13 protein-coding genes and 4 pseudogenes are annotated in these 14,171 nt (G+C 44.9%); 10 read left to right on the top strand and 7 right to left on the bottom strand.

Features of this window, described 5'->3' with window-relative positions:
* Positions 1-392 precede the first annotated feature (392 nt).
* Both ELS82_RS21975 and ELS82_RS27040 read right to left on the bottom strand, forming a co-directional pair.
* Positions 393-761 (bottom strand): hypothetical protein, encoded by a 369-nt coding sequence (locus tag ELS82_RS21975; RefSeq protein WP_244230852.1) that lies wholly within the window; start codon positions 759-761, stop codon positions 393-395.
* Positions 712-957 carry a Rha family transcriptional regulator gene (locus ELS82_RS27040; RefSeq protein WP_244230851.1) on the bottom strand — a complete coding sequence of 82 codons (246 nt, stop codon included), beginning with the start codon at positions 955-957 and terminating at the stop codon, positions 712-714. Before ELS82_RS27040 ends, ELS82_RS21975 begins: the two co-directional genes overlap by 50 nt.
* A 15-nt stretch (positions 958-972) precedes the next feature.
* On the opposite strand from ELS82_RS27040, the gene ELS82_RS21970 reads away from it, so the two are divergent.
* The gene (locus ELS82_RS21970; RefSeq protein WP_134837356.1) at positions 973-1,560 is read left to right on the top strand and encodes an outer membrane beta-barrel protein; all 588 of its coding nucleotides are present in this window, start codon (positions 973-975) and stop codon (positions 1,558-1,560) included.
* A 240-nt stretch (positions 1,561-1,800) separates the two neighbouring features.
* Positions 1,801-2,145 carry a hypothetical protein gene (locus ELS82_RS21965; protein ID WP_134837355.1) on the top strand — a complete coding sequence of 115 codons (345 nt, stop codon included), beginning with the start codon at positions 1,801-1,803 and terminating at the stop codon, positions 2,143-2,145.
* 83 nt (positions 2,146-2,228) lie between these two features.
* Here the strand turns inward: ELS82_RS21965 and ELS82_RS21960 are convergent, their stop codons facing one another.
* Positions 2,229-3,470, bottom strand: coding sequence for a hypothetical protein (locus ELS82_RS21960; RefSeq protein WP_134837354.1), 1,242 nt, complete (start codon positions 3,468-3,470; stop codon positions 2,229-2,231).
* Between the two features lie 152 nt (positions 3,471-3,622).
* Here ELS82_RS21960 and ELS82_RS21955 point away from each other — a divergent pair, with 152 nt between their 5' ends.
* Positions 3,623-5,290 (top strand): mechanosensitive ion channel family protein, encoded by a 1,668-nt coding sequence (locus ELS82_RS21955; protein WP_134837353.1) that lies wholly within the window; start codon positions 3,623-3,625, stop codon positions 5,288-5,290.
* A gap of 17 nt (positions 5,291-5,307) precedes the next feature.
* Here the strand turns inward: ELS82_RS21955 and ELS82_RS21950 are convergent, their stop codons facing one another.
* Positions 5,308-6,684, bottom strand: coding sequence for an MltF family protein (locus tag ELS82_RS21950; protein WP_279630712.1), 1,377 nt, complete (start codon positions 6,682-6,684; stop codon positions 5,308-5,310).
* A gap of 140 nt (positions 6,685-6,824) precedes the next feature.
* Here ELS82_RS21950 and ELS82_RS21945 point away from each other — a divergent pair, with 140 nt between their 5' ends.
* The 3 genes from ELS82_RS21945 to ELS82_RS21935 are packed head-to-tail and all read left to right on the top strand — an operon-like array spanning position 6,825 to position 8,618.
* Positions 6,825-7,379 (top strand): DUF2589 domain-containing protein, encoded by a 555-nt coding sequence (locus tag ELS82_RS21945; protein WP_134837351.1) that lies wholly within the window; start codon positions 6,825-6,827, stop codon positions 7,377-7,379.
* Between the two features lie 29 nt (positions 7,380-7,408).
* The gene (locus tag ELS82_RS21940; protein ID WP_134837350.1) at positions 7,409-8,332 is read left to right on the top strand and encodes a DUF2589 domain-containing protein; all 924 of its coding nucleotides are present in this window, start codon (positions 7,409-7,411) and stop codon (positions 8,330-8,332) included.
* Positions 8,333-8,342: 10 nt separating this feature from the next.
* The gene (locus ELS82_RS21935; protein WP_134837349.1) at positions 8,343-8,618 is read left to right on the top strand and encodes a hypothetical protein; all 276 of its coding nucleotides are present in this window, start codon (positions 8,343-8,345) and stop codon (positions 8,616-8,618) included.
* Between the two features lie 136 nt (positions 8,619-8,754).
* On the opposite strand, the pseudogene ELS82_RS21930 reads toward ELS82_RS21935, so the two are convergent.
* Positions 8,755-8,933: pseudogene (locus ELS82_RS21930) on the bottom strand (transposase); the annotation flags it as partial.
* A 507-nt stretch (positions 8,934-9,440) separates the two neighbouring features.
* On the opposite strand from ELS82_RS21930, the gene ELS82_RS21925 reads away from it, so the two are divergent.
* The 3 genes and pseudogenes from ELS82_RS21925 to ELS82_RS21915 all read left to right on the top strand — a co-directional run bounded on the left by ELS82_RS21925 (position 9,441) and on the right by ELS82_RS21915 (position 12,171).
* A complete protein-coding gene (locus ELS82_RS21925) occupies positions 9,441-9,860 on the top strand; it encodes a hypothetical protein (protein ID WP_134837348.1) in 420 nt (139 codons plus the stop codon).
* Positions 9,861-10,065: 205 nt separating this feature from the next.
* Positions 10,066-11,028 carry an SGNH/GDSL hydrolase family protein gene (locus ELS82_RS21920; protein WP_134837347.1) on the top strand — a complete coding sequence of 321 codons (963 nt, stop codon included), beginning with the start codon at positions 10,066-10,068 and terminating at the stop codon, positions 11,026-11,028.
* A gap of 122 nt (positions 11,029-11,150) precedes the next feature.
* A pseudogene (locus ELS82_RS21915) lies at positions 11,151-12,171 on the top strand (phage integrase).
* Between the two features lie 86 nt (positions 12,172-12,257).
* On the opposite strand, the pseudogene ELS82_RS21910 reads toward ELS82_RS21915, so the two are convergent.
* Positions 12,258-12,512 (bottom strand): annotated as a pseudogene (locus tag ELS82_RS21910) (IMP dehydrogenase); the annotation flags it as partial.
* A 107-nt stretch (positions 12,513-12,619) separates the two neighbouring features.
* Here ELS82_RS21910 and ELS82_RS21905 point away from each other — a divergent pair.
* A pseudogene (locus ELS82_RS21905) lies at positions 12,620-13,030 on the top strand (opioid growth factor receptor-related protein); the annotation flags it as partial.
* Between the two features lie 263 nt (positions 13,031-13,293).
* Here ELS82_RS21905 and ELS82_RS21900 read toward each other — a convergent pair.
* Complete coding sequence (locus tag ELS82_RS21900; RefSeq protein WP_134837346.1) at positions 13,294-14,007, bottom strand: KilA-N domain-containing protein; 714 nt, start codon at positions 14,005-14,007, stop codon at positions 13,294-13,296.
* Positions 14,008-14,171 lie beyond the last annotated feature (164 nt).

Here is a 14,171-nt window from a genome sequence, read left to right as displayed (position 1 = left end):
TTTGTGTTTGATGATTGGATTGCTAGTATGAAGCATGAGAGTTACCTCTTATTGTCTTTGATTACGGATTCAGCACCTTTAATCAAAGTGGGTAACTCTCTTCTTTTCAAATTGAAGTGTCAGATCTAGTCGGAACTAATACACTTTAGGCTAGAATCTTCATTTAACCTGATTAACAGACAATTTGAAGAAATTTCTCTTTTAATATTAAACTCAAATGGACGTTATATTAGAGAAGCAATAAACTTGTTGAAAACCGAGCCAGCAAATCATTTTAGATTTCGAAAAACATTAAGGAACGATATCATCGATATAGTTGACAGCTTCAATAGCTTATCTGAATCGTAGAATCTTCAAAATTTAGGCGCCGAGCCTAGACTCGGCGTTTTTCGTTAGTACGGACTTCTCGCCTGATACTTCTCTAGCACCGTCCTGATGTTCTCCCACAGTTCATTTAGGTCTCGATACTCTAGGTAGAAACCGCTGTCGATGAACTCGGAGCCGCTGGATTCAAACCACGGCTTATCTTCACCTTTGCCCCCTATTCCTAATTCAAACTTCACGCAGAACTTCCCGCCTTTTGGTCTTATCTGAAACTTAATGTGATATGTCCAATGGCTTTCTGCTGGGCAGCGTTTGTAGAGTGCCGGTAGCCAGCCAGAGTCGTAGAAGTTAGGTAAACAGGTTTCGGGGAGTTGGTATAAGCTTCTTTTATCTGCGCAGCCCTCTTGCCAGTGAATCCCATAGGAAGATACAGCCATCTTTGGTCATTTCAAACATGGGGAGTTTTCGCCCGATTCCGTCCCTATATTCATTAAGCGTAAAATTGCGCTCAATGAAATCACTAGAACATTCTAGATTCTTTAACTTACGAGCTACGTCTTTGTGTTGCTTGTTGAATCTCTTCCCAATGATATCGGCGTACAGGCCTAAAGATAATACCCACTCATCTATCAAAGTAAGGAGAAGAAGATGAAGAAGATCGTATTATCTGCGTGTGTGCTACTCAGCCCCTTAGTCCACGCCGCGTCCACCGGCGATATGTTGGTCGGGCTTGAAGTATTCCACGGCAAACGCAGTCTGACGAACAATATCTCCAACCAGGAGGTGACCGACAAGTTGAACCGAATGAGTGGAGCCCGTCTTCAATATGGGTACTATGTCTATGAAGATGTTCGTGCGTATGGTTTTGTGCAGCGCAACACGACGCAAAAAAAACAAGTGGACGATAAGCACGTCAAATACGGTGGATACCAATTTGGTGGTGGCGCGGATTATTTGTTCGATTTTTCCCCAAATCTCTATGGGTACGTGGGTGGTGAGTTGAGTGTTATGAAAAACAGAGTCACCTATAACCTAGAGGAATCCGGAAAAACGAAGAAGACCTCAGTGGTCTTCGGTACTAAAGCGGGTCTGGGCTATCAGTTCTCCGACGCTTTCACCATCGAAGGGGGGGTGAAATTTGACCATCCTTCGAGCAGTCAGATTAAACTGGGCAATGAGTCATTAAGATTGAGCCACGGCGCAGCGGTATTCACCTCACTCAACTACCGTTTCTAATCATCAGGTATGATGATAGCCCATGGGCACTCAACCTAAGCGTTGAGTGCCTGAACTCAGCCTAAAAGGTGCCTGCCCTCCCTTAGGGACTTGAATCTTGTTTCTCTCCATACCCTTTCCCGAGCGGGGGTATGGCTGCTCTCTAACGCTCTCCTACCGAAAAGTAGTCATACCGTCATTGTTTTCAGCATAGGCGAGCCTTAACACACATTTTACATTGTAAGTGACAAGGAGCACACAATGGTATATGAAGACACGTTTTATACGATGGACAATATTATCGCTTACTCTGGTAACCCCAACATCCTACCGACGGTGTATTTTCGGCAGGGGAACCGATTTGGCCACATTACTCAGGCACACGACAATCCCACACATGTTGGCCGCAGTCTGGTCAGAGAGTTCGACGATTATCGCCTCTACAACAACCATAACGGTATGGCTGAGGAGTTTTACGATGGCGCTGTGCGTTCTATTGGTCAAGGCCCTCTGTTTACGATTGCCGGGGCAGCTAATGACTGGCTTCCATTTTTGCTTTCCACCTCTTTGCTCAACTGTACCTGCCTTAAGATCAAAGACACATAGCTCACTGCATTGTGTTTATCCTGAGACGAAAAGCCCGCAAACAAACAAGCCCCGGGGCTTGGGCTTGTTCAGTTTGCTATGTGTTAGTTGATCAGAGACATGGTCACAAAATCTTGCAGGAAGCTTTGAAAAGCCTGGCCTGAAAAGTCATTGTGGTCGGGTATCAAGCGCTGATCCACTTTTACTACCAGATAGGGCACTCTTGCCTTTAATCCCGGCCGTCTTTTCAGGTCGGCACTAGAAAACTGAATCACAGACAGACCCTGTTCCCATTGTTTCATCGAATATCGGGCTGACTGGAGACGGGTTAGATGTTCCTGTCGATCAGCAAACGCGGGGGTCAGGCTGTGAGTCCGATAGGGTTCAAAGTGGCCAATCGCAATTCGCCCTGCGCTGCTTTGATTAACTAGGACTGATTCGTGTCCGACTCGGGTTTTCATATATCGTTTAGCTTCAAAACTTCGAGTCAAGGCATTACCTATAGGGAAGGCATAACGCGTCGCCCAATCACTTTCAGAGGTGAAAATAGCTAAAATGGGTTTCTGCCCACCAAAAAAGTGATTATAGCGATCTTGCATATCATGGAAATGGGCATACTTGAGCGCATCGAACGCGGGATTGATAAGAACGGTCAGGTCGCCCAGTCCTTTCGCCGAAGCATCAAATGATGAATTGTTAGACGAATCGACCAGTTCTTGAGCCAGAATTTTATTGATGGCTGAAAACACTATTGCCCCCCCAAAGCTATGCCCTAATGTGATGACCCTTGTATCGGTGATACTCTGTTGCTTAAGGACGTTCAGATAACTAAACAACTCGACAAGACTCCCATCAGCGACACGTTTGGCTGCACTCTGCCGATCCCAGAAGGTCGAGTATTCCAATAGCGGTAAGGTGACTGAACGCCCACGCCAGCCGACATAAATGCCCAGCACAGACCAGTCTTTTTCTGGCAACTGAGTGGAAAGACTGGCTAGGTGTTGACGAAATTGTTCCACATTACTGTCCTTTGGGTTGGCATTATGCTGCCAACCATGCACATAGACATAAATCAACGTGTTTTGCTTTCGTGTTAACGACTGGGTATAGGTTTTGACTCGCTCTAACTGCTCGCGGTCCCAAAAAACGCCTTGATCATCGACCTCAATGTACGCGAGCGCATAAGGGTTGCCTTGCGCAGGTGGCTCTATCGAGCCTGTTGTACACTCTGGCCCCGAAGGGCACTCAAGTGACGCGTTCAGATCTACCGAATGATAGGTTTTTTGGTCCAGGCAGCCGGAAAGCATCAATAAAATGAGGCTGCCTCCTACTTGCCATACTTTCATAGTGTTCTCCTTATTGCTCTATGACGGGCCATAGTAACCACTCAATCCGGGTTCGCGCTTTAAGGAAATGTTTCCCCCTGAAAAGTCTGCCAATGAACTTCACCTCGGGTTTCCCCTAACCTAAAAGGCTTTTGAAACTCTGGAGATTAACCATGCATCTTACCCTCTTCCGTTGCGGCTTATTATTGTGTTTATTCCTCACTCTACCTCCATGGGTAAAGGGGGACACTTTCGCCCCTTCCAACGATGTTCTTTCTACTTTCCCGCTAGTACCCGCCGATACGCGATCACCCTATTCGACCTACACCAGCTTTTTACTGCTGATCAAAGAGGCGAGTGAGAAGCTCAATAGACTCTACGATCACGGAGCTCGCTCTGACGCAGAGCTGGTCGCCGAAGCGCAGTATATAGAGACACTTATTGAACGTGCTAAAGCGTGCTTTGATATATCTGGCTATGCGCACACCACCCGAGAGCGCGTCGGACTGGAATCTGTGTTACTCATGGGCGAAATTCTTAGGCGAACACCGCCAACTGATCTGCGTCATATCCCTGGGTATGACCCACGCTCATCTGTGCCACTGCCAGAGAGATGGACCATTCCTAACACGCAATTGACCCTTGAGAAAATGGCAGATGGTCGCTATCTCTTTTCAACGCAGACCGTTGAGCAGCTGAGAAATTACTATCGACAAATTGAACCTCTGCAGGCACATGATCCCGAGGCACGCGATCTTTACCAATATTTTGAGGCTAGCCCAGGTGCTTTAATCCCTCCAGCCTGGTTTAGGCTATTGGCTGACCTGCCCCCAGCCTTTTTTAGCCTCTATGCGGATCAGGCCCTGTGGCAATGGCTAGCGATGGCGTGTCTAGCCCATATTTATATTGTAATTTTACTCGCGCTAGGATACTACACAAAGCTTTTGCGTACCCGAGTATCAGGACCATGTGTCTTGGCATTGAGTCTACAAGGTGTGTTATGGCTTCTCGAGCAACAAATCAATCTTGGTGGTCGCCTGATGCACAGTTTGATGGTGATCTCAGAGTTAATCATATGGCCGTTACTGGCGCTCGCCAGTTATCAGGCTATCTCGAGCATCATCAGTTACTTGGTCGTCAAAAGTGTCAGTGATTCGTTAAAACAGAGCATGGCAAAAGTCGTCAGCACTATGGTAAGCTCATTGACCGCCATCATTGTACTCAGCTATGGTGCGACGAGAATTGGAATTCCGGTTTACGGTATCGTGACCAGTCTCAGCCTAGGGGGAATGGCCATTGCATTGGCGATAAGACCCACTCTGGAAAACTTGATTGGCGGTGTCATCCTCTATCTCGATAAAGCCATTCAGGTCGGAGATTATTGTGAATTTGAAGGGACTTCAGGTACGGTGGAGGCCATCGGGATCAGGTCGACTAAAATCCGAGCCTTAGATCGCACTTTGATCACTATTGCTAACGGACACATGGTTCGTATGAAGCTGACCAACTACAGTCGGCGGGACAAATTCCATCTTTGTACGACCTTGTCTGTAACCTATGACACGCCCGCGGAAGCGATGTCGTTAGTCATAGAAGATCTATACGGCTACCTAGAGCAACACGCTCAAGTTGCCAAGCAACCGCTTCGGGTCCATTTTGCACGTTTTGCGCCTTCATCCCTAGACATCGATATTCATGCCTATGTATATGCACTTGATCGCACTCAATTTCTAACCTTTCAGCAACAAATCCTTCTGGATATGGCGCAGATCTTAGCACACCGCCAAATCGTGTTCGCTTATCCTTCTCAAACCCTCTATTTACAGAACCAACCCCGATAATAGTCTCAGGGGCCTTGTTAGGCCCCTGCATTTTCATGAAAGGTTTTTCGATACTGCTTATATCGTTCGAAGATCCGACGGACATATTGTTTTGTCTCACTTCCTCGGCAATATCCATAACGGACATACGATTGAGTATAATACTCTTGCTGTTCAAGTTTGACGATATAGTTTTCTACACTGCCAAACCAGACGTTGGGATCAGCATTGTCGCGTAAAGCGAGACGCTGTGCATCCAGTACATGACCCACACCAGAATTGTAGGAGGCAAAGGTAAACGCAAGTGCATTTTCCGGTGTCAAATGTCGCCAGTAAGTTTTGTACAGCCAGTGATTGTACTTGGAGCCACCTTGAATGCTCTCCGCAGGGTCGAAAACATTGAGTACCTGCATATCTACAGCCGTCTCCGGCATAAGTTGCATCAAACCTTGAGCCCCTTCGGGTGACAGCGCCTGAGGATCAAACGCCGATTCAGAGTTTGCCTGAGCAGCGAGCCAGAGCCAAGTAAACGGTGGCTCCGCGTATTTCTGAAAGTAGTGATCCCACGCACTCAGTTGACGGCGTGATTTTTTCCCCTGATCGCGAAACTGCTCATGATAGGCGTCAATGATAGTCCTTGCCTCCGCAGAACTTAGCCACTGGTTGAGTCTGATCAATAACGTGTCAGACGTTGGCGCCAATGCAAAGGCAATGCTTCTTGGCTCACCAAACACTAGAGGCGGAGCAAGTGTTGCAAATTGGGCGTTGGCACTGCGAGCGATATGTTCATCCACCACGGTATACGACCACTCACCGTCAGCGACCCCTTGTATGATTTCAAGGGTCGAGTCACGTGATGGCAGTAACTGAGAATAAACATTGACACCAGCAGCAAGTTTTTCGACCTCTGCTTCGTAAGTCGATCCCCTACGAATTGAAATGGTTTTCCCCGCCAGTTGCGCCCAATCGTGGATTTGGTTGTCCTTGCGTTGAATGAGTACTTCGCGAGTCTGTAAAATGGGTTCACTGAAGCGAACGTTTCGTTCTCGTGTTGAGGTCGGTGTCAGATCGGCCGCTACGATATCAACTTGGCCCGCAGTTAATGCCGCCATCATGCTATCCAAATCAGAACGATAAAGGACCTGGATATTGACACCAAGATGGCCGGCAAACGCTTTTAGCACTTCACACTCATGTCCTCTGAGTTCACCACGTTTATAATAACAGCCGACTCCGTTGAGCCGGGTCACGACGCGCAGCACTCCGCGCTGCTTCACACGCTCATAACTTGTTACACTGTAACTTTGTGAACTGGTATAATAAATTACATCCGGTTCAAACACGATCGGGTAAACCTCCCACAGTCCAACCCCCACTAAGGCTACCAATACGGTAAGCCATCTTTTTTTCCTCATCATTGATGTCCTCATATAGCGAATTGTCCGCTACTGTAACCGACAAAAAAAATGGCGGGATTGGGAAACGTTTCCTGCTGCAATGGCTTTTTCAGGCTCTGTATTGTGAGACCACTTTCAACACATAAGGGCTGAACACAATGGGGATTTTTAGCAAAAGCAAACCAGTCTCACCACAACATTTGGATGGGATTGTCCGTGGACTCAACTACGTCGCCAACTGCGCCAGCGACATGAGCCTGTCACATTATCAGAATCTGATCTCTCAGTATTTTGATTACGACGAAACCGAGTCGATTTTCACCCCCAAAGTGGTACGACTTCAACTCGATCCGGAGCATGAGATTACGATGCCGCTTATCGCGGTGACTGACGCCAAAGGTCTCTATCTGGATGAATTAGAGGTGGATTTTTCGGTTCGTGTAACCGGCATCGAGCCGCACTCCCTGCAAGATAGTTTGCAACAAGATTGCCCAAAGCTAGTCGTGGATATTGCACCAAGACAGCGAGAAACTTCCGGTCGAGACAAAGATGTCATCGACTTCAAGGTGAAGTTCAAATCGAGCGAGGCGCCAGAATGTGTGATGAAAGTCATCGACAAATACAACACGCAAATAACCCCCCAAGAAATTACCCTGAATGATGGAAAAGACTCATCCATTTCGCCATCAGAGATGGCAACTCCCGAGGCCTAATGCCTCATTCAACTCAAAAGGAAATACTTATGGCTTTAGAAAACATTAATAATCACTTTAGCGGCCTTCCAATGGAAAGCTTGATTGGCAGCCCGCTTAAAGCGGCGTGTGATGCACAGGTCATGTTGGCGCGTTCGACCGTCGACTTTATCAAGGACGTAGGTTTTGACGGTGAAAAAACCCGTACTGCTGATTTCTCTTACACACGTCATGTCGTAACGGGCAAGGATGGCTTGGGTAACGACATCATTGAGCAAGAAGATGTTGGCCTGGAAGTTCCGGTTCTCGCTATTGTCAATATTCCCAATTTGATGGTCGATGAAGTGGATATTACCTTTGACATGGAAGTCAAATCTTCAGAAGCCTCAATCGAGAAGAGCGATAGCAAGGGCTCATTCTCAGCAAAAACCAAAGTGGGCTGGGGCCCGTTGAGTGTCACTGCCAATGTTTCGGGTAGTGTTTCTGCGCACAAAGAAAACACCCGTTCAAGCGATAACTCCGCGAAATATCACGTTAACGTTCACGCCTCTCAAGCGGGCACACCAGAAGGCCTATCGCGAGTTTTGGACATTATCCAGGATTCTGTCGCTCCTAAATCCGTTGATGGGCCTAGCCAGAAACTGGCGCTAGATTCAAATATCACTAAATTGGCCGATGATGTCGTGGCTGACCGCAAAGCGCTTGAGTGTGCGAAGTCTCAGTTGACTCTAGCGAATATGGAGCTTGAAGCGAAGAAGCTACAGCTTTCCAATGATAACCAATCAGACGACAAAGTGGCATCCGATCAAGATGACAAGTCACAGACTGTCGATATGAAACTTGAGGAAGACAACGTAAATAAAGCGAAAAAAGTGGTAGTTGAGAAAGAAATCACACTACAAAAATCGCTGAATATACTTGAACAAGCAGTTAACGGCATAGAAGTCAAAGCTGAAGAAAAAGAAACGTCTTAGGGGGTAGACGATGAAACACAGCGGTACCAGTGACACTTTAGATCTGTCCGATGTTCGCCATATTGAGCGCATCGTTATCGGGCGTTATAACCCTAATAACCCTGATGATGAAGGGCACATGCAGCGACAAATCGAAAAGCTCAATCAATGCCTTTCTGCCAGCCCGAAAGGAGTCCTGATAGGGAAAGACACCGGGTTCACCGTAATCAAATTTGGTGAGAATACCGTTGTGTCTCAGCAGATCGCCTACCATATCGGTTTTAAGCGTAAGCCAACTCACATATAGCTGTGACGAACTTACCGTTCACGACGCATAAGGGCCCAATTAATTGGGCCCTTATATTGATGACGAACCCCGCTTTTTCAAGCGGGGTTCTTTTTGGGAAGCGGCCATAACGATGGCCATGGTGCTGTAAAGTATCCCGCGTCCAGTCAACCGGCGGTCGGCCGTTGTCTTACCGTAGAGGAGAGCGACCTCACCTCGAATGAACTCGAAATCGATAGCATTATCGAATTTACGCACTAAATGGTCTTTAGGAACTCACTGTTCCAGCGTAACTATTTCCGGTTCGTATTGTTGCGGACTAGGTTCTTGAAACATATCGGAGTAGCCATATTTCGATATTCCTATTCGATCAAGGGTCCAGCTTGAAAGCTAGACCTTTGTCAGCAGTCTGACTTTTTCCGACTTTAAGCTATACCCAAGTAACCTCGAGATGCCAGGTTCAGCAAGAATGGCTTGGTTTGAAGGCGAGGCAACAATTTGAAGATCGAGTGGGTCTAAATCAAAAATGGTTAACAAAGCATGCGAACCAAGACAACTCGCCCTTTGGGAGCGTGTCACTGAAGCCATTTCATCGTCAAACCACTTGGAAAGAGCCAGCTATTACACGGCGTTGTTTTCCTTGAACTTGAGTCAGTGACAACGCTCTGAATCCTGCATCTTGAAGTCACTTGGGTATAAGACTTTACAATGTTTGGTTAATAGCCCTTATTCAATTCAAATATCATTCCATAAAACTTATAGGGGTAACATTTCCCAATAGAATTTCGTTAATAATATGAGTTATATCTTAATGCACATTAACAACGTTGGTGAAATATTACTATGCATAATCAAGTTACAATTAACGAAGTAAATAAAAAATTAAGTTCCATTAACACAAAAAAACTTCCAGAGAGAATTCAATTCCTCATTGACCTTGTCGGTCTCAATGACACCTATCTTTTTGTTTCAGCCTGCAGCGGAAAAAAACTCTATATTCCTAAAAACCCGGAACGAAGCAAATTGAGAAAAATCGTCAGTCAACACGCACTAAATATTATTAGTCAACATTTTTCAGGAGAAATCATTGAAGTACCTAAGGTTGAGAATTTTCATCGACTTATACGCAACCTGATTATTTTTGACTGGATTGAACAAGGTCGAACCAATGGGGAAATTTCGCATGCATTTGAGCTCAGCTATAGGCAAGTCGTGAATATAAAAAAAGAGCACCATGAAAACACACTGGGAATAACTTCCTAATTAATACAGCCAGAATAATAGATATTATAACAACGAACAACCGAGCTAAACAAATAACAACCTCACTTCATAGAGATGAAAACATGATAATTTTGTTTAGCAAATATAATTGTTCTTTAGTAAGTTTGTTTAAAAACTAAAATATCAATCACTGTAACGTTTCATAACAAAATAAAACGTACTCAACACAAACAAGGTATATAAAATGAAAAAAGTAGACAATTTAATTATTTTCGGCGACAGTCTTTCCGACATCGGCAATAAACGCAGTACTGCCGAAGGTGTTTTTGCCCGAATATTTGGGATGATGAGGACCAATGAGGTAGGACGTTTTAGTGACAGTAAAAACTGGACAGATTTTATTTGGGAGTGGTCAGGAGGCACATCGATGTTTCAGAAAGACGCCTCGACAACGCGAGATATCACGAAACTTCACCTTTCATTAAATGACAAAAATAGAGACAAGGAGACTTTTTCGTATGCGAATTACGCGGAAGGCGGTGCAATGGGCGCATCAGACCGTTCTAAAATAGGCCTCGGTACTTTCAAAGAACAGAAAGAGCGCTTTTTGAAGGACGCCAAAAAACAGAACATTAAAGATCAAACGAATGTGTTCCTTATTTGGTTTGGTTTAAACGATTTGGTGACTAATGGCCGTAACGAGAACAAAATGGTCCCAGTTGCAGATGAAATCTGTGATTTATGCGACCAATTGTTGAAGGAATACCCGAACTCTTACTTTCTTATCGCCAACATTCCCAATCCGCAGACCGCGGTTCGATATGTTGGAAAAACTGAGGAAAAAGAAGTAATAGCTTTCAATGACGGTGCGCTGCAATTTTCTGTAGCACTGGCTGAACGTATCAATCAGCGACCACATGCACATTTGGTTGATATACGTACGCCAACTGATGACATTGATGAGAACATTGAAAAGTATGGCTTGGTCAAAGGTGCCCAACCCAAAGGTGAGAAAGTCCGCTACGACGGAGAACAGGCAAACAAACACTATTCGACCACTAGTGATAAGGCTCACCCGAGCGAAGCGATCTATCAGCTGATGGCCAATGTCTGGGCTAAGGAAATTGTACTATTTCTGCTGTCGCACGAACTTGAGCTTGGCAACCTAGCACAAAGTGGAGAAAGTGAGTTTATTGTACGAAATTAAACACTTCTAAAACCCAGTCCTCCGGGGGTTACTCGGAGGATTTTTTGCCAACATTTAAAAACATTGTGCTACGTCATCGCTCAAATTAAACTGTATGTACATACAGTTTAATTTATTTTGCTATGTCTATCCGTAACTTAAAAGATGGTTCCAAAAAGCCTTGGTTATGTGAGTGCTACCCAAACGGTCGCACTGGTAAACGTGTTCGCAAGAAATTTGCGACTAAAGGAGAAGCTGTTGCTTTTGAACGCTTCACGATGAAAGAGATAGAAGATAAACCCTGGACTCGAGATAAGCCTGATCAACGAAGGCTCTCGCAGCTTATCGAATTATGGTTCGATCACTAAGGGGCAACCCTCGCCAACGGGCCAGTCATTAAAAGCAAATTTCTAAAGATGGCTGAAGCTATGGGTAACCCTATCGCTTCTACAGGTGTATTCAGAGTTTCGTAGCCGTCGTATGTCTGGTGAATTTATCTTCGTTGATGCACGTTGGCAGAAAGGTGCACCGAGTATCGCAACCTTAAACTCTGAACTTGCAAGGTTTAAAGCGATGTTTAGCAAGTTGAAAGAACTTGGGGAATGGAAAGGTCAAAAACCATTAGAGGAAGTTAAACCTTTTGAAGATCATGAGCGTACAATGGCATTCCTGCAGAAAGAGCAAATATCCCTTTTGCTTGAGCAAGTCGAAGGTCATCAACGTACGGATATGCTCAAAATAGTTAAGCTTTGTCTGTCTACTGGCGCTCGCTGGAATGAAGCCGCCCAACTTAAAGGCTCACAGCTAAGTAAGTTCAAGGTTACTTTCACGAACACCAAGACGAAAAAAAATCGCTCTGTGCCTATCTCTGAATCGCTTTACAACGAAATCTATAAACCAACATCAGGAAAGCTGTTTGAAGAGTACTACACGCCCTTCTGCTACATTCTGAAGAACAAGCTCGGTGTTGAACTGCCTTCTGGTCAAGCTTCGCATGTTTTACGCCACACGTTCGCTAGCCACTTTATGATGAACGGTGGCAACATTCTTTTGCTGAGAGATATTCTATGCCATGCCGATATCAGCATGACGATGCGTTACGCACACTTTGCACCCGATCACCTTTCAGAAGCAATCACTCATAATCCAATCACTAATCTGTAGTTTGTCGCCACTTGGAGATTTTCAGACAAAAAAAGAGCCGCAAAATGCGGCTCTCAATAATTCGTATTTTCCGAATAATCGTCAGATTACTCTTTACCAAACACGTTGTTCTCTTGCTCTTGTACGCGGATGAAAGTCGTACGCTTAGTTAGCTCTTTAAGCTTTGCTGCGCCTACGTATGTACACGTTGAGCGAACACCACCAAGGATGTCAGATATAGTGCCGTGAACAGAGCCACGGAATGGTAGAAGAACAGTTTTACCTTCAGCTGCGCGGTATTGAGCAACACCACCAGAGTGCTTGTCCATAGCAGACTGAGATGACATGCCGTAAAATTTGACACAAACACGCAAAAGCCAATAAAAACAAAATCTTAAACAAATAAAACTGTATGTAAAAACAGTTAATTTTCCGACTTATCGCGCATCAAACCGCCCTTTTATTAGCCTTGGAGCACGATCATCGTTACATTCAAGTGCTTTTCCCGATAGACGAAGGTACTAAATTCAACCGACATGCTCCTATAGTTACTCAATCAGACCGAGAATATTTTGCTGGCTCTCTGGAACTTCGTAATGTTCACTTAAAAGCACTTGATCTGCTGCTTGAGTTTTGGGGACTTCAGCGAAACGGATCAGAAATATATTCTGATCTACCTCTAAACCCAGTCAATCATGTTTGGCTGAAAAATCATGATCATAATCAACTAAGATTGACACGCGTTATTCGTAGTTTACATTTATTGGGTAACGAAAGTATCGCTCGCAATTTATGCGCCTTTTTAATTGAAGTATCAAATGAGTTTGACTCTATATCCGATAAAACAGTTCAATTCTGGCGAAATGCTTTAAAGGGTTAGCATTTATCCGCAATACTCTAGAACCAACATTATCTAAACGCTTCCCATTTTTATTAGTTCTTATAGGAAGTGGCGAATTCGAAGTAAATGCAGCCACGATGCAACAAACTTGGATTGTGCCCTAATTGTCACTAGAGAATGCACATCCTCAACGAAAAGTCCGTCGTGAACAAACTAACCAAACGAGCCTTAGCTTATGCGAGCAGCCATTAACGTAAACGCCGAGCCACAACTCGGCGTTATTCATCTACGTAGCTACCCAATCACATCACCCAATTCATCAAAGAGTTATGATTGCGGCATAGTGCCATAACATCTTCGACTAACTTTTCAATCTGCTGATACTGTATCAGCATTCGGCCTTGAAACGCTTGGTACTCTTGTTCGTCTACCAATGATAAGCCATGTTGTTTGGCTTGTTGCTTAAGCGACTGTAACTCTGGCGACTGGGTTCGCAGTTCGTTGACAAGATCTTGTTTAAGGATCCGTTTGGCCAGTGCATGCTCGAATCCTTGTTCTTGTGACCAGGCATTAGTGTTGAATACCGAGTTGTAATGGATGTGGATGTTTTGTGTGGTGACGTTCTTCGCTTTGGCGAGTTCGTAGATTAAGTCATTGAGGGATAGGTCGCGTGAAAGTGTTGCACTTGGTAGCTGTGATACTTGGTCAATGGCCATGCTATCAAAAGCGCGGATGACGTTAAGGTGGAATTTAGGGCTAATCCACATTGCGTATGAGTAAACCAGTTCTTTGCAGACCCAAGTACCGGCATTGCGACCACCACGTTTGGTGTTTACAGCAAAGTAAGAATTCTTACTTTGCTCGATTTCATTAATCAATTCTTGAGTTTGCTTGTTCTTAAGAAAATGAATTGGTTTATGGTTTTGTAGTCCACCACTCGCTTTATGCAGGTCATTTAACGAGTACAAGTTATCAAGTAAACGGATGTTTTTGGAAAGGATCGTTAGATAAGGCATGATGGCCTCCTTGAGATCTAGTGTTGCTAAATCACCACTCAAAGGTACCAATCTATGGGTGGTGAACTGAACAGGGTTGGTACTACCGCTCTCAAGGACACGGCGCGCCGAAGCGCCCCCGCCCAGCCCACCATAATTTAGATAGTACAATTCCTAATCGAATC

Origin of the sequence: Vibrio ouci, from assembly GCF_004551525.1 — a bacterium.
GTDB lineage: Bacteria > Pseudomonadota > Gammaproteobacteria > Enterobacterales > Vibrionaceae > Vibrio > Vibrio ouci.
Note: the sequence above shows the minus strand (reverse complement) of the source record. Positions and strands in the feature narration are given on the sequence as shown.

What these genes read in the sequence shown, in the direction of transcription:
- ELS82_RS21925 (WP_134837348.1), top strand. Translation starts at nt 9,441, where the DNA reads ATGCATAATCAAGTTACAATTAACGAAGTAAATAAAAAATTAAGTTCC.
- ELS82_RS21945 (WP_134837351.1), top strand. Translation starts at nt 6,825, where the DNA reads ATGGGGATTTTTAGCAAAAGCAAACCAGTCTCACCACAACATTTGGAT.
- ELS82_RS21950 (WP_279630712.1), bottom strand. Translation starts at nt 6,684, where the DNA reads ATGAGGAAAAAAAGATGGCTTACCGTATTGGTAGCCTTAGTGGGGGTT.
- ELS82_RS21975 (WP_244230852.1), bottom strand. Translation starts at nt 761, where the DNA reads ATGGCTGTATCTTCCTATGGGATTCACTGGCAAGAGGGCTGCGCAGAT.
- ELS82_RS21960 (WP_134837354.1), bottom strand. Translation starts at nt 3,470, where the DNA reads ATGAAAGTATGGCAAGTAGGAGGCAGCCTCATTTTATTGATGCTTTCC.
- ELS82_RS21965 (WP_134837355.1), top strand. Translation starts at nt 1,801, where the DNA reads ATGGTATATGAAGACACGTTTTATACGATGGACAATATTATCGCTTAC.
- ELS82_RS21970 (WP_134837356.1), top strand. Translation starts at nt 973, where the DNA reads ATGAAGAAGATCGTATTATCTGCGTGTGTGCTACTCAGCCCCTTAGTC.
- ELS82_RS21955 (WP_134837353.1), top strand. Translation starts at nt 3,623, where the DNA reads ATGCATCTTACCCTCTTCCGTTGCGGCTTATTATTGTGTTTATTCCTC.
- ELS82_RS21920 (WP_134837347.1), top strand. Translation starts at nt 10,066, where the DNA reads ATGAAAAAAGTAGACAATTTAATTATTTTCGGCGACAGTCTTTCCGAC.
- ELS82_RS21900 (WP_134837346.1), bottom strand. Translation starts at nt 14,007, where the DNA reads ATGCCTTATCTAACGATCCTTTCCAAAAACATCCGTTTACTTGATAAC.
- ELS82_RS21940 (WP_134837350.1), top strand. Translation starts at nt 7,409, where the DNA reads ATGGCTTTAGAAAACATTAATAATCACTTTAGCGGCCTTCCAATGGAA.
- ELS82_RS21935 (WP_134837349.1), top strand. Translation starts at nt 8,343, where the DNA reads ATGAAACACAGCGGTACCAGTGACACTTTAGATCTGTCCGATGTTCGC.